This window comes from Botrimarina mediterranea, assembly GCF_007753265.1.
GTDB classification, from domain to species: Bacteria; Planctomycetota; Planctomycetia; order Pirellulales; family Lacipirellulaceae; genus Botrimarina; species Botrimarina mediterranea.
Window position 1 is genome coordinate 787,032 of the sequence record NZ_CP036349.1, and the last position, 15,002, is coordinate 802,033.

Consider the following 15,002-nt stretch of genomic DNA (forward strand, 5'->3'; position numbering starts at 1 on the left):
TCTCAAAAGCCCTTCAAAACAAGGGGTTTTTGAATGCGGACCCCGGGGTCCGCAACCGGAAAATCGCGGTTCTTGCAGTCAAAAGTGCAGTGAATCCCCAGTGACCTATGGTTCTCTGGAGGATTTGCGATGGGCAGGAAACGACGTGGGCCTTGGCAACGGTCCCAAGACGGTGCGTGGTACACCACGATAGGCCGCAAGTCAGTCAAGGTTGGTGAAGCCGGCCAACCCTACGCCGAAGTAGAGAAGGCTTACTTCGCCTTGCTCGCTAAGGGCGAGAAGCCAGCCACCGTTACCGTGGCTTGGATCGTTGGGGCGTTCCTAGACGACACAGAGCGAACCAAGGCCCCAGGTACGCTCAAGTGGTATCGAGAGCACCTGGACAAGTGCGTTGCCTACTTCGGCGACAGGCTCAAGCCTGAGAACCTAGCCGGGGGCATGGTCGATAGGTGGATTGCCCACGACTACGGACACCTTGCCCAGAACACGCAGCACGGGGCCGCCAGAGCCATCGTAAGGGCGATGAACTGGGCGGTAGGCGAGAGGCATATCGAGCGGTCCCCATTGATTGGCTACACCAAGCCGAGCCCAACCGCACGGGAAGCTTACACCAGCCCAGAGGAATACAAGCTGGCCTTGGCGTCGGCCAATGGCGGGTTCAAAGACGTTCTTACGTTTCTATGGGAGACGGGTTGCCGTCCGCAGGAGCTACGGGCCATAGAGGCAGCGTGGCTGGATGGTCCGGCTGTTGTCTTTCCGGTGCTCTTAAGCAAGGGCAAGAAGCGGCGGCGGGTAATCATCTTGAACGACGTAGCCCGGGAAATCGCAGAGCGACTTGCTAAGGCGAACCCAGAGGGGCCGATATTCAGGAACAACCAAGGCCGGCCCTGGACTAAGGACGCTCTGAATTGTGCGTTCGTTAGGTTACGGAATCGAACCGGAATCGAAACGCTCTGTGCCTATACGCTACGGCATGGCTTTGCGACAGAGGCTCTTAAGAGCGGTATTGATACTACTACGGTGGGCGTCTTGATGGGCCACGCCAATCCCGGAATGGTCGCCACCGTTTATCAGCACTTGGCCCAGGATAGGGGCTACCTGCTTAGCCAGCTTGGAAATCGGCAAGCTGTTGCTGGGTAATCGTAATCCGGGCCCCAGTGCGGCTGTGGGCTAGCCGTTGCTCGCTACAGAGCCGATAGACGGTCTCTTTCGATACGCCAAGAATCCCGGCGACTTCAACCACGCTCATTGCGGGTTGGAGTTCGTCCGGGGCCTGGGGCAGTGCGGCAAGGCAGTCAATCAGCAGGCTGGCCAATTCTTGGGGCGTAGTGACGCCGTAGGCACGGTCTAAGTGATTACCAAGGCCCAGGAGTCCAAGCCGCTTAGCGGCCTCTGTGGCTACCCCCTTGGGGTCCGTCAGTTCTGACGGACGGTCCAGGGGCTCGGCTTCTTTGAGCCTATCCGTAAGCCAGCGGCGGTAGAGGGCGGCATTCACCCTGGAAGCTTAGCTCACTAGAGCCCGCCGGGTGGTAATCAGGTCGTTTCCACTAGATAGCAGTGACAACTCTCTGACACTCCCCGAGAATGATGGTTGACGGGCTGGGGAAGTCCGGTAGGTTCGGTCTCGGAGACAGAGAAATGCGGCTTCTACTCTTGCTGTTAATGGCGGCCCCCTGTGCGGCGGAAGAGATTCCGTTGTCTGAGGTTATCAGCACCAGCCGCCAGACGGGATTACAGCCTGTCGCTGAGGCACTCTCACAAATTGACGGGGCAACTGATCTGGAGCCATTCCGCCGCTACCGGAATGGGGCCTCAAACCTGTTTTTCGTCGAGGCGAAGAAGTTAGATGAGGCCTTGCTTGCAAGCAGAGACCTGATTCTAGGTTCGCGGGGCGCAGGCGTTCCTGTTAGGCACCGGAAAGCAAGCGGTGAGTTTTGGATAGTCGCCTATCTTGGTGCCGGCCCAAGCAACCCTTGCTGGTGGGTTATAGACGCCTGCGTAATTGAGAATCAAACACTACGCATCTCGTATCACTCTGCTGCTCCCAGTGCTGGGACTAAAGACCTACACCAGTATTGGTATTGGGCATCTCTCGGGAAGTTACAACCGGGGGCGTATATCCTTGAGCTATACGACACGAAGGAAGAATGCGAAACACTTACACGCCGGGTAATTGTCCATTGAAGGGAGTTAGATCATGCTACGGAACCATTGGGTCTTTGTCTCGATAGCACTCGTAGTTGCATCGGTTACTGACAATTCCCACGCGAGCACTAAATCAATAGGGCCGGATGGCATCAATGCAAACGGATTGATGACCGCCAATGGAATGCCGCTAGATGGCAATGGGATTGCAGTCGGTCAAGTTGAGCCCGGTAGGCCTGGAAAGGCTACGGCGGACGGCGGCCCTGATGATGCAATGAACTCTAGCCCCGATGTTGTACCTGCTGAGGTATACGTTGGCTCAACCAGTGGTGCGTCAATCGCAAACAGCCTGACAGACGACCACGCGGAACAAGTCGCTAGCGTCATTATCGGAACGGACACGACCGATCCTGATGGTGCTGGAAGCCGTACTGCCCCAACCGGGGCCGCGACTATGGCCGACTTGTATTCGTCTGCGTTTCCGCTTACCGCTTCCCCCTACGATGCTGACGCCGTGCAATCGCTTAACTTTCTTGCGACGTACGGCGGGGTTAAGGTGCGGGTCATAAATCTCAGCTTTGGCACCCCAACTAACTCCGATCCTTTCGACGGAAACAGGCTTATCACTCAGTATATCGACTGGTCAGCACAGACAAGCATTCACGACACGCTTTACATTGTAGCCGGCAATGAGGGTGCCGGAGGCATCCCGTTCCCAACCGACAATTTCAACGGCATAACGGTTGCGTCTTCAACAATCAATGCTGGGGTCTACCGCGAAGTTTCGGGGTTCAATAACTACAGTGAAGACGCTGTCAATGAACGCACGTCGATCAGCATAATTGCCCCCAGGAGAGGCTGTAGACGTTACGGGGCTTAGCGCCACGTCGTCAGAGAATGGAACAAGTTATGCTGCTCCGCACGCTACAGCGGCAGCAGCCATGTTGCACCAGTACGCCGATGAACGAATCACGGCGAATGTCCCTCATTGGGACGTTGGGGCGAGACGCCACCAAACAATGAAAGCAGTCTTGCTGAATTCGGCAGACAAGCTCATTGACGATGGAACGGTGGTCGTTAACGGCAATGCCGTACAAGCAGGATACTTGCTGGGGATGGACCGAACAGTTGTCATGCAAGATGGTACTTCCACATGGTTGGATTCTATCGCGTACGATGATAGCGTGTTCGGTGCAGGAGGTTTCTATCCACTGGACGAACAAATGGGCGCTGGCCATCTAAACGTAGGCAGAGCGGTCGAGCAGTTCAGCGGTGGGGAGTGGGAAGCCAACGCGGGGAGAGTCCCTGTAGTTGGTTGGGACTTCGGTACGGCGTCGTCTACTGGGCCGACGAACAAGTATCTTTTGAATCAAGTTCTACCGGAAAACAGCTTCATATCCATTACCGTGGCTTGGGACCGCTTGGTAGAGCTTGACGTTGACGGCGGTACAACGGGTGAGTACGACCCTGGTGATACGTTCGCTACATATGCCGACGGAGCACCCGGGCCCTACGACGACTCCATACTGAACGATCTAAACGTATACCTACTTCCCAAAGGAAGCTTTAATGTAAATCAGGCAGAAGCATTCTCTTTAGGTGCGGAAGGCAACCTAGAGCATATATTCTTTCAGATACCGGCTACTGGCGAGTACGAGATCTGGGTAGTACAGGGCGACGACGACGTTGGCGCGACTCAAGACTACGCGATTGCTTGGTGGGCCTACGGTACTGGACCGTTGCTCACAGCAGATTTCAGTGGCGATGGGGTCATCGACGAAGACGACTACAACCTCTGGGCATCCTCCTACGGGTCATCCGTTACGCCGTTCACCGGTGCTGACGCTAACGGCGACGGGCTTGTGAACGCAGCCGACTACACCGTCTGGCGAGACGCCTACAGTGCAGCTTCGGCAACCGCAGCCGTCCCTGAGCCGACCACAGTAGCGATGGCTCTTGCGGGGCTGTTGGCTCTAGGGAGTCGGCGGCGGGTGGCGTGAGGGGCCAAAGAAAAGAGCCGCCCGAAGGCGGCTCGATTCTTTCAGTCCCCAATAATCAAGCCCGGCACCGGCGGTATTGGTACCGGAAACTGAATGCTCGCTATCTTTAGCGGGCTAATCCATTCGACGCCATTAGGTCTTGCGAACTCGCCACGGTGCTCCAGAGTGGCAGCGTCGAAAACTCGCGACGCCTCTAAGGGGTCGTCATAGACCCCAAGCTGCTTGGTCTGCCCCTGAATCCGTATGCTAGCTCTGTACTTTCTCTGCCGTGGAATCCAGTAGACACCTTTTATCCCCAGAGGGTTACTAACATTGGGCCCACGGTTTCTGTTGTTCTCTACCGGTGTACACAACCTGAGATTGCTTCGCCGGTTATTCAGCCTGTTTCCATCTATATGATCGACTTGCAATCCCTCCGGGGCTTGCATTATCAGGCGGTGCATTAGGACGGCTCGCCACTTGCCATCGGCTCGGCGTTCGTTGCGGGCGGCATAGCCTTTGGCACCGAAACACCAATTGCCTCTGGCAACCAGAAGCTCATAATCCTCTGAGTCAACAATAACCTTACGGCCCTGGGTAAGTTGGATTTCTCTGGCCATTAGAAATCCCCTCCCAGGTAAGGGGCGATTTCTTCTTCCAGAAGGTAGGCAATGTCAGACCACATATAGCCACGATTCTGGGCGTCGTTGGTCATGTTGGTTAGAGGTTGATTCTCTTCAATCTCCCAGCCATACAGCAGGGCCTCTTTGAAGGCCATCAGGTTATCAATGCAGAAGGCTTCAAGCGGCTCCCCGTCGCAAATGTAGGTACATCCCTGGGACACCTTGTGGTTGTATACGCGAACCAAGTATCCAGCCCAGAACGTAGCCCAGCCCTCTGGGGTACTGCCTCTGTCCGTTTGCAGGTAGTCGTCGATTAACTGTCCAGGCGTGGGTAACGGTCGCAGCCTAGCGAGAGTGAGTGTTTGTTCCATAGATGAGGTTCCAAAGAAGAGAGGGCGGCGTAGCACCGAATGGCTGCCGCGTCAACCCAAGTATAGCACATATTTTGCAAAAGTCAATGATTTACAGTTGTATATACCGGATATACGCACTGTAACGATTGCAGGGACCCTGTGTGTAAAGGGCTCGGAACCCCTCCCAGCCAAACACAGCACGTTGTCTCTGTGAAGGGCTCTGTGGCGTCCAGGCATCCCATGTCTCATCATCGGTGCTTTCAACCCCACCCTCCGTTTAGCATCGACCCGCACAACCGCCACAGTCGATACAACCGGAAAACCAGTGTTTCAAAATATCAACACAGCCAGGGCAACCCGCTAAACAATTACCTTGCAGTAAATTTTTTCGTAGATTCGAGATTTTCAGGACCATTCCGCACGCAGTTCACAACCACCAACCACGTTACAATTACACCCCAACTACACACGGGTCACACACCGCGAACCACCAAACAGCCAACACCCCAAGAAACACACGACGCGGCACCCCACAGCATTACGGGAGTACACGACTCAGGCCCCGAATCCCACACTTCGCCAGAGGCTCTAGGAGCCTATTTCAGGGGCCCTCACCCCAGGCCATCCCCCAGGCCACCAAGGCCCGCAAACCGCCCTTACGGGGCATCCTAGAGGCTCTCAGGGATATGTAGTGGCCTCTGTCCTGGGGCTATGGCCAACAGCCGCCCAGGGCCACAGATACACACCAGCCACCCCGGACCAAAGAACCCAGGAACCTACACAGGTTCGCAGGTTCAAGGGTTTGGGGTGGTCCGTATCCAAGCCACATTGGCTCAAGAGCCCCGTAGGATCGACCCAGGGGGTCGGCTTTGGGTTTCCACGGGAGTTACAGCCCCAGGGCTCTAATGGCCTCTACAGCCCAGCCACGGGCCTCTGGTGGCCCTGTACGCCCTACAACCAACGCCACTGGGTTCCTGAGGGGCTGTGCGGCTGGGTTTGCCAGAACCCCCGTAATGTCACCAGAAACGGCCTAATGCCGCTCGAAATGCCGTAATCCCGACTGGATCAACCCACCCGCCACTTTGGACCCCTCCCCGGGGTTCACTGCGGGATTTACTGCACAGGTGGCAGGGAATGCTTGTAATCCCCGTGGTTTTGGGTCTGCGTTATCCAGCTTATTAGGCCAGCGGTTTCGGGGCAGGGGCAATTCAGAGGTGGGGTTTTAATGGCTGTGCGGGTTTTGGCGGTTGTAACAGGGTTCTCGGCTCGGGCGGGGCCAGTCGTGCCGGTGTTTCAAACCCTAACTAACGAGCCAGATTCGGGGAGTAGCCGCGAAAAGTGGCAGAGCTTGCCAGCCTATGCCAGCCTTTTGCCACCCCGCAAATTGAAAAAACACCTATAAATATAGTGGTTTCTGTGTTTGCCTGCCAGAAGTGACACTTTTCGGTCGCCTATATACCCCTTACACACCCACCCCTCTCCCTACGTATACACCAACTGCAATACCCTAATTAATAGAGAATAAGTGTCACAAGTGTCACTCAATGAGTTTTAGCCTATAAAAAATAGGGTTTTTTGAGTTTTCAGGGTTGGCAAAAGGCTGGCAAGAGGTGTCACTTTCTGCCACTTTTGGACCCAGCCGGCCCGCCTAGCAGAGGCCGCCGCGACAACCGGCAATTTTGTTACCACCAGCCGCCGTTATATTAAGTAGGGAAACACTTACGGCCCGCAATTTCGTCACCACTGCCCGCCGTTATATATGTAGGGGAACCTCACAACCCCTCTAATCCCTACCACCGACCGCCCTACCTCACTATTCCCGGTTTGTCAAGCCCAAAACGCTTGACTTTCTGGATATTTGTGGTATGATATTAGCAGGGCCCGAAAAGCCCTCCCCCACCTCAAGGCCCCGTTCGCGGGCCACCCTCTTCGGCTCTGCGTCCCCGCCCCGTTTGCCTTGGAGGTTCTAAACCTCATCCCAGGCGGACGGAGCAGTTCTAATGATTTCGGACGCATTACTGGCGGTTGCCCACCAAGCGGCAGCCAAGCAAGCCCAACACTACGGCCTAAGGGCTCAGGAGCGTGAAGACCTTGTACAGGTCGCACTGCATTCTATTTGTCGCATTGAGGATAAGCGGGGCCCTCAGACACCGGGCTACCACCGCAACGCCGCTAACAACGCAATACATGATTATATCGCCACCTTACCGCTGGTGCGGGTTCCCCGCAAAACGGCTAGCGGCATGATTAAACGTGGGGAAACGCCACCCAAGTTCAAGTTCTTTCGTCCCCAAGCGGGTGAAGATGGCTTTGACCCGTTCGTGTCCCGCCCCTTGGGCCACGCCTGGAACGAAATCCTCGACTTGTATGAGTATCTGTACGGACTCACCAACAACGACGACGAAAGAACCATCCTGGAAGCCACTTGGGACGATGGCCGCTGTATCTATGAAGGCCCAATCGACCGCGAGTTAATCGTATTCCAAACTGGTTTTCCCCTTGGGATCGTCAACGCCACGCTGGATAACCTACAACGTCGCTACCACAAAGAAACGGGTAAGAACCCGTGGTGTGACTTCGATACGTTCTGCCGTGTGCGGCAAGTCCCCAGGGCTCTGCGGTCGCGAATTGCGAGCCTTGCCCCTGAGGTCAAAAACTGGGGTCGGTTCCTGAAAGCACCTCGCACTTGGGACAACGTCCCGCAAGAGCAAGTACCACTTTACTTTCTGGCGTTGGTTCGTTCCGACCACGCAGCCGCATTGGACTTGCTGGTAGAGATCACCCCGCGTCTTGTGCGAGCCCACCGGCCTTTCGGCTACGCCAAAACGGCTATCGCCAACCTGCACAAATGCGTTGCCTAACGAGGGCGACGCGACACTTTTCCTTTATCTAATCGAGAAACAAAATGATCCGAACAAACACAGACCGCCAACGATTCTTGCTGCAAGCAGCCGCCGACGAATACCGAGACCTTGGGCTCTCGCCGATCCCATTGGACGGGAAGGTTCCGAACGTCGTGGGCTGGCCAATCACCGATTACACAGACGCCGAGCTGGGCCAGCACCTACAAAGGGCAAATGATCCTGGAATCGGGGTCAAAATGGGACCCATCATCGACGTTGAATGGGACACCGAATCCCAGAGAGAGAAGGCTATCGAACTGTTTGGCGGAGAGTTGCCAAAGACACCCTGCTTCAAGAGTCGCAAAGGCTCTCACTACCTGTTCAAAGGCGACTCACGACTAATCGGCAGCACGTCAAGCATCCCGTGCGACGACGGTACCAATCTACTGATCCGTATTGGTCCAGGGGCCCAGAGTGCTTTTCCGCCTAGTAGGGACAAGGAATGGATTCTACCGCCAGTTGGCTGTGACCCAGAGAGCAGCGGTTTTGAGTTCGCACCGATCCCGGAACCGCTAATGGCTGCCTTGTTGGCTAAGCAATCGCTACCAGCAACCACACGCACCACCAACGCTCGCCCCGTTGCCGGGGAAGGTGTAGACCCGCAGATCGTCAACGCCCTCAAGTTCGTTTCAGCAGAGACGATGGATATTTGGTCCAAAGTCGGCTTGATCCTGAAAGGTTTGGGCGAGCACTACTGGCCAGTCTTTGAGGCTTGGTCTCTTTCCCATCCGAAGGGCAAAGAAGCCAACCTTGAGTACGCCTGGGATCACTTCGCACCGAACGGCAGTCTCGCGGTAGGAACTATTTTCCACCACGCGAAGGAAGGCGGCTTTGCACCCAAGCTGACCAACAGCGGCGACGATGGCCCGCTCGGTATGCGTGAGATTCTGTCGAATCTCAAGGCCACTGGCGTCCAGGTCCAACAGTGCGACGGTGTTCTATTTGTTCACGATCCGCAGCGGGGGGTTTGCTGGCTGAAAAACACAGCCGCGTTGTTCGGCTACCTTGCCGGTCAGACCACGACTGTCTGGTCCCGTGGGGGAGTCACTAAGGATGAGTTCTTTGCGGAATTATGCCGGGTCGCCCCGGCATACGATGCTATCTCAGACTTCCCACACTACCCAACGATTCCCGGGGTGTTCTACACCTGTTCTACAGAGGTTCCGGCATACACAGGGGCTCTGGACAAGTACGTAGACTTCTTTTGTCCAGCATTCCGAGAAGATAGGGAGTTGTTGAAGTCGATTCCGCTGACCCTCTGTTTCGGTCAGCAGACCGACCGCACAAATTACGCCATTACTTGCGAGCGTCACCACGCCCAGGGTGACGGCAAGAACGCGGCGGTTCGTTACCCTACCGACTTGGTCGGTGGTTGTATCGCTGTGACCAATAAGGACGCCAGCGGGTTGATAACACGGATGCTCAGCCCCGACGCAGCCGGCAAGCGAGCCGTGCTAATCGGTAATGCAACCGGGGTGACAGAGAATCCAGACTTCGCTGAGTTGATGACTAGCCGAGTCATCAGTGGTAGACGGTTGTATCACGGCGACGGTTCGATTCCAAATCTCTTCACTTGGTTTTTGACAGGCAACAACATCCGGCTAGACCGCGACTTAGCCCAGCGTGTCGCAATCATCTACTTGGCTCAGCCGAAGTATGACCCCACCTGGGAAACGAGAATAACCGCCTTCATGGAAGAGAACAGAGACGCAATCATCGGCGATTGCCTGGCGTTGTTGGCCGGCCCGAAGAAAGAGTTGCTTTCCTACAGCCGCCGGGCCGTCTGGGATGCAAACGTCTTGGCTTGTCTGGATAACCCTGACGACTTGCTGGCGATTATCAACGAACGTGCGAACCGCCACAGCGTGGAGCACCAAGAGTCTGACGACTTGGAGCAAGCAATCTGCGAGCATTTGGAGGCCGCCGGGTTCGACCCGTTAGGATCGTACTTCATTCCGAACCCGACCTTCCGAAAGCTGTTCAATCAGATTCACGGAGCCAACCACAGTCAAAAGATAGTCACGCAGACCGTTAATACCCTTACTGGGCTGGGTAACTCGCGGCTGGCGGTGGACCGATTCAACAACGCCCGCGGTGTGCTGTTTGCGGGACGTGGCGAAAAGGTTCGTCTTGAAGAAACAGACTTGCAATTTCAAAGGAGCATCTAATGCCCAACTTTCGATGACCAACTGAGCAATGACCATTGGGAACAAAGAACCGGTACCACGCCGGTTCTTTGTTTTCCATCGCTCATCACTGACGGAGCCCGCGAGTTCCTAGAACTTCTTTGGGCCGGCAAGCTCGACTTCTATCGTCGATTCGACGATTGGGGTTTGTTCGTTTGGCTTCTGCGTTCGGGCTACCCCAGAGACCTTGCATTGGAACTGGTGTGGACTCGCAATCCGATTGAAGCATCGTGGGACGATCCAGAGGTTCGGGACACGATGCTTGAGAGAGCCAAAGCGGCTGGCTTGCCGGCAAGTTATTTGGCTGTCTACTTCCAGGTTCGCGGAGGCACTACCGCAAAAGAGCGGTGGTCACGGTATCAACGCAGCCCGGAATCATTAGAGAAAAAGAGAGCTAGAGACCGTGAGCGTATGCGACGCTTGCGGGACAAGAACAAATGAGACCCCGTTTTATTCCGACGGGATGCAGATAGGACGTGGGCCGGTCACGGATGACCATTTAACACAAGCCCGGACCATAGTTGTCCGTGGCGGTTCGCCAACGCGATGCGGTCTGTAGCACGAGCGGTGTAGCTCGATTGCTGTTCCCACCTGATTCGTAGGTGAGCCGGCCGGCCCTTCGGGGTCGGCACCTTCTTACCGCTGTAGCTGCGGTATCCACCCCACCGCCGGTGCTTCTCCAACGGTGGTGGGGCTTCTTAATCCGGGTGTTGCTTCGGCAACGCTTCGCCGCACAGCAGCCACGTTGGACTTGAGAATCCCACGGCGTGGCTGTTGTGCGGCTCTTTAACAACAAGGAAACAACATGCAACGAGATTTCAATATTTTCGGCCTCAATGGCAACTATGAGTTCGCAGGCAAGCCTTTTCCCTCAAGGGAGGCAGCCGAAGCCGCACAAGATGCGTTTCTTGAAGAAACTACAGCCAAGCTTGGCAGAGCACCCAGCCGCATTGAACGCCAGAGCGGGCAGGTAAAGGCCACCCGAGATTCTCGCCCTGTAGAGCAACAGCACTTGGACAGCTACTGGAAGCCGAAGGCCAAGGCAAAGCTTCCGCCCACTCGGGAGGAAATCGCTCTGCAAATTGCTATCGAGAAACGCGACGCCGAGCGGCTTCGGAAGATGGATCAATTTGACCGGGACGTTTACTTGGCAGAGCAAGCGATTCTGGCGAAGCAAGACAAGCAGTTGGCGAAGGAAGCCACGGCCCGTCACTTGGAGAAGGTAGCCCCTCAGTTGACGAAGCTTGAAGCCCTCTACGATTCGGAAAGATGGTCCTCCAACGCCGATGCAGGCTATCGGCAGTTGCTTGAAATGGCACACGCTCAACTGTCACTTGTTGATGGCTGCCCACTTGAATCGAAAAGGCTCTTGGCCCGTATCGACGAAGTACGGGAGGCTCGGCAGGTTCAAAGTCTCTTTGAGACCCGGCAGCAATTGGAACAACTGGCAGCTAAGGAAGCCGCTTTGAGTAGCGGGCGAGTTTCTTTAGCGGCTGGGTTTGAGGTTAGCGAGACAGACGAACAGCGTGAGGCGTTGGGCGATCAAATCTTTGATGAAGGGGAAGCGGAATGACCCCGCGACAACATAAGAATCAAATCAAATCACACATACCTAAGGGAAAGAAATCATGGCCAGTCAAACCTGGAAGGAAATCCAAGGCCGAACAATCGAACAACAAATCCACGACCTGGACGAAGCGGTAGCCGAAGCCTACGGCTGGGTCTTCCACCATCGCGACCATGAGGCCGCCCCGTTGATGCGTAAGTTCGCTCTTGAATGGGATATCGAGCTACAGAACCTCAAAGCAGAGGTGGGCCGTTTTGACTATTGAACTGATTCGTAGCCTTGACGAACTGATTGACAGATTCAAGCGGGCCAAGGTCTCGAAAGAGGCCCAGCCCGTTTTGATTTTTACCATGACAAACTTTTAGACTTGTCCGAAGCCTTGGAAAGAGACTTGCGGCGGGTGGGGGTGATTCGATGAATGAGAAGACGACAATCTGGCAACGTATTGGCGGCAATAGTCGCCTACTGTTTGGTTCTTTGTACCGCCGGGTTATGGAGGTGGTGCAATGCAAGATTTCGTAAGTAGGAAGATTGCAGGCGTTGGTTGGATCGCTCTTGATTCAAGCCGCATTATTGCTTGTGGCACAGAAGAATCTGAAATCTGCGATGCTCTCGAATCATATCTGGGCTACCCAGTGGCTCGGTTGGAGGAATCAAGTGTCGAAGCATTCGAGAGCACTTTATGTTTGGCGGTTGCAAACACTTTGACCCAGGATCGGGGGTTGTTTGAGTCACTGACTCAGCAGGTGGCCAGCGGTCAGACCGACGCTATCGCATTGGCTGACGTGGTGGGGTTGCTCACTAATGAAGTGCGTTCTCTCAGTGAGAAGAACGCCCAGCTTGAGAAGCAACAACGCTACGCGAGACGCCGAGCGGAAGTAGAAGAGTACCTAAGGGCGATGAACACTGCTCCCCAAGATATGACACTAATGACGAACCTAATACTGCAACAAGAGGGCTTTTAGGTATGAGAGAGATTCCTTTGACACAGGGCAAGTTTGCTCTTGTGGACGATGAAGATTACGACCGTTTGGTTTCTCGTGGCAGTTGGTTCTTTCAAGCCGAAGGCTACGCCGTACGCAATGAACGCCGCCCCGGTGGCGGCCAGCAAATGGTGAAGATGCATCGCCTGATTATGAACGCCCCGGACGGTTTCGACGTTGACCACATCAATAACGATAAACTTGACAACCGCCGAGTAAACTTGCGTCTCTGCTCTCGGGCCCAAAACTGTAGGAACCGAGGCCCACAAGCCAACAACCCCAGCGGCCTTAAGGGGGTTTTCTTCGACCGCCAGCACCGCCGGTGGACAGCACAGATTCGATTCGACCAACGCAGATACTTCCTTGGTCGGTTCACCAACCCCTTCGACGCTGCCGCAGCGTATGACCGTGCCGCCAAACAACACTTTGGCGAGTTTGCGTGGTTAAACGGCTCAACTTTCGTCTGCCCGGTGCGTTTAGCCAGTCTGGCATTCCCCACAATCATTCAACCACCGCAGACGCAAAGACTCGCAGCGGTTGCCGAACCTATTCCCCTGGAGGAAATCCTATGTTGCCCCGTGTAGTTTCAGACCCGATTTATGCCCTACCAAAGAACGGCAGAGACGGAGCCCCCGGGCCACCGGGGCGAGACGGGGCGAAGGGCGAGCAAGGCCCACCTGGGGCCAATGGCACCGATGGCCAGTCAATCAAACCTGTAGGGCACTGGCACGCCAGAGAAACCTTTTACCCCGGTGAAGTCGTTACCTATAACGGCAGTTCATACGTTGCCAAGAAAGAGACACAGGGTGAACGCCCTGGGGTTATGACAAGCAATATCTGGCAGCTACTCGCAGCCAAGGGCGACACCGGAGACAGAGGCGAACGCGGGCTTGAAGGCTTGCGGGGCGTACAGGGTCCAAAAGGTAGGGGGGTAGTAACCGATAACGCGGGAGGCTTGTCGCCAATTAAGTTCGGCACCCTCCCTCAGCCGGGCGGCCCGTGCTATGTCGATGCCCAGGGTATTGCCCATCCCGCTAGTGCCACTACGGAAGAGACTTCGATTGTGGTGGGCTTTAGAGAGGGCGATAAGCTAAGAGTCTCTGGAATCATCACTCAGAAAGACTGGGCGGCGGTAGCCGGTACACCGGCCTTGGACGCTGGCTCAACTTACTACCTGGGCAATGTCCCCGGCACTATCAGCCTGGAATCTGGCAGCCCCTACAGCGTGGTAGTCGGTTCGGCTATTAGCCCTTGGGCCTTGGTGGTGAATACCCAAAGACTCGTACAGCTACGAATCGAAGAATAAGCCCCCGGCGGTGTAGCTGGGGCAAAGCTGCCCCTCGGTCAATGCGGGGTAGTGGCGGTGGTGGGAGTCAGTCCCCGCGTGACCGCCAATCTTTTCAATCATCTAATCTAAGGAACCAAATGAACCCATTCACAAAAATCCTAGGCGGCTACGTCGCCATTCCCAGCGATCCTGCCCAGATGATGCTTTACAGCATGTTGGGCATTCTCTCCGATTACTGGGAGGAAGATAACTCGATTATCACGCCAACAGAGAACCAATATCGTGATGCCGCAAACTACTTGACCGCCAAGTTCGGCGAACGTCATCCGGTGGTGAGTTACTTCAAGACTCTGTTTGCCGGGAGGCTGAGCCGATGAGCATTGAACGAATCGAAGCCCCACGCCACGTTTGCGGGTATTTGCAAATCACTGATCTAAGCACAGCCCAGCCCCTGCCTGGGAACGTGATCGACCTACAGGCAGAAGACGGAACCATCCGCTTTAGGCTCGATGGCGTAGCCCCCACGGCAACCGTTGGAATGCTGATTCCCGAAGGGGAGACCCGTAGGATTCTTGTGGGCGAGAACACGCTACAGATTATTTCGGGGGACGGGGCCACGGCTTCGGTCCACCGCTACCGCTAACCCTGGGTGGGTTGATTAGGCAGACAGATAGGCACAAAGCCCCGCTTCCCCGGTTTAAGAGCCACGGGGAGACGGGGCTTTTTTCGTTATCTGGCAGGGTTGGCCAGCGGTCTTTTGTGTGCAGTCAATCCGCAGTAAACCCCTGACAAATCCTTTCTATTGCGTGCCTACTGGAGGCAGATTACCCTGGAATCATCGGTGTTTTTCGCGGGATTTGTTGCACTGCTGACAATGATACGGTGATTTCCCAAGCTGGATGTCGTGAGTTCGATCCTCATCGCCCGCTCTTGTTGGAAGTCCTTGCTGAATCGCGACTTGCGATACCTGCCGAC

At 55.4% G+C, this 15,002-nt stretch carries 14 protein-coding genes; 11 read left to right on the forward strand and 3 right to left on the reverse strand.

Features of this window, described 5'->3' with window-relative positions; genetic code table 11:
• Positions 1–129: 129 nt before the first annotated feature.
• Positions 130–1,140: a tyrosine-type recombinase/integrase gene (locus Spa11_RS03140; protein ID WP_145107511.1), complete on the forward strand. Its 1,011-nt coding sequence runs from the start codon at positions 130–132 to the stop codon at positions 1,138–1,140.
• On the opposite strand, the gene Spa11_RS23550 is transcribed toward Spa11_RS03140, so the two are convergent.
• Positions 1,103–1,249, reverse strand: a complete 147-nt coding sequence (locus tag Spa11_RS23550) for a helix-turn-helix domain-containing protein (RefSeq protein WP_391503321.1) — start codon at positions 1,247–1,249, stop codon at positions 1,103–1,105. The two genes, Spa11_RS03140 and Spa11_RS23550, sit on opposite strands and share 38 nt — an antisense overlap.
• A 389-nt stretch (positions 1,250–1,638) precedes the next feature.
• Here Spa11_RS23550 and Spa11_RS03150 point away from each other — a divergent pair, with 389 nt between their 5' ends.
• The 3 genes from Spa11_RS03150 to Spa11_RS03160 are packed head-to-tail and all read left to right on the forward strand — an operon-like array spanning position 1,639 to position 4,145.
• Complete coding sequence (locus tag Spa11_RS03150) at positions 1,639–2,184, forward strand: hypothetical protein (protein ID WP_145107528.1); 546 nt, start codon at positions 1,639–1,641, stop codon at positions 2,182–2,184.
• 13 nt (positions 2,185–2,197) lie between these two features.
• The gene (locus Spa11_RS03155; protein WP_145107538.1) at positions 2,198–3,025 is read left to right on the forward strand and encodes a S8/S53 family peptidase; all 828 of its coding nucleotides are present in this window, start codon (positions 2,198–2,200) and stop codon (positions 3,023–3,025) included.
• On the forward strand, positions 2,988–4,145 hold the full coding sequence (locus Spa11_RS03160) for a S8 family serine peptidase (protein ID WP_145107548.1): 1,158 nt from the start codon (positions 2,988–2,990) through the stop codon (positions 4,143–4,145). The genes Spa11_RS03155 and Spa11_RS03160 overlap by 38 nt, the downstream gene beginning before the upstream one ends.
• 41 nt (positions 4,146–4,186) lie before the next feature.
• Here Spa11_RS03160 and Spa11_RS23555 read toward each other — a convergent pair whose 3' ends face one another.
• Both Spa11_RS23555 and Spa11_RS03170 read right to left on the reverse strand, forming a co-directional pair.
• On the reverse strand, positions 4,187–4,744 hold the full coding sequence (locus Spa11_RS23555) for an HNH endonuclease (protein ID WP_145107556.1): 558 nt from the start codon (positions 4,742–4,744) through the stop codon (positions 4,187–4,189).
• Complete coding sequence (locus Spa11_RS03170) at positions 4,744–5,118, reverse strand: hypothetical protein (protein WP_145107565.1); 375 nt, start codon at positions 5,116–5,118, stop codon at positions 4,744–4,746. The genes Spa11_RS23555 and Spa11_RS03170 overlap by 1 nt, the downstream gene beginning before the upstream one ends.
• A 1,982-nt stretch (positions 5,119–7,100) precedes the next feature.
• Between Spa11_RS03170 and Spa11_RS03175 the strand changes: the two genes are divergently transcribed.
• The 7 genes from Spa11_RS03175 to Spa11_RS03205 all read left to right on the forward strand — a co-directional run bounded on the left by Spa11_RS03175 (position 7,101) and on the right by Spa11_RS03205 (position 14,404).
• Positions 7,101–7,961 (forward strand): hypothetical protein, encoded by an 861-nt coding sequence (locus tag Spa11_RS03175; protein WP_145107575.1) that lies wholly within the window; start codon positions 7,101–7,103, stop codon positions 7,959–7,961.
• Positions 7,962–8,005: 44 nt separating this feature from the next.
• Entirely contained in the window at positions 8,006–10,171 is a 2,166-nt protein-coding gene (locus tag Spa11_RS03180; RefSeq protein WP_145107583.1) for a PriCT-2 domain-containing protein, read from the forward strand.
• A gap of 823 nt (positions 10,172–10,994) precedes the next feature.
• Positions 10,995–11,762 carry a hypothetical protein gene (locus Spa11_RS03185; RefSeq protein WP_145107591.1) on the forward strand — a complete coding sequence of 256 codons (768 nt, stop codon included), beginning with the start codon at positions 10,995–10,997 and terminating at the stop codon, positions 11,760–11,762.
• 55 nt (positions 11,763–11,817) lie between these two features.
• Complete coding sequence (locus tag Spa11_RS03190; RefSeq protein WP_145107600.1) at positions 11,818–12,021, forward strand: hypothetical protein; 204 nt, start codon at positions 11,818–11,820, stop codon at positions 12,019–12,021.
• A gap of 241 nt (positions 12,022–12,262) precedes the next feature.
• A complete protein-coding gene (locus Spa11_RS03195) occupies positions 12,263–12,721 on the forward strand; it encodes a hypothetical protein (protein ID WP_145107610.1) in 459 nt (152 codons plus the stop codon).
• Between the two features lie 2 nt (positions 12,722–12,723).
• Entirely contained in the window at positions 12,724–13,323 is a 600-nt protein-coding gene (locus Spa11_RS03200) for an HNH endonuclease (RefSeq protein ID WP_145107619.1), read from the forward strand.
• An 841-nt stretch (positions 13,324–14,164) separates the two neighbouring features.
• The gene (locus Spa11_RS03205; RefSeq protein ID WP_145107627.1) at positions 14,165–14,404 is read left to right on the forward strand and encodes a hypothetical protein; all 240 of its coding nucleotides are present in this window, start codon (positions 14,165–14,167) and stop codon (positions 14,402–14,404) included.
• Positions 14,405–15,002: the final 598 nt, after the last annotated feature.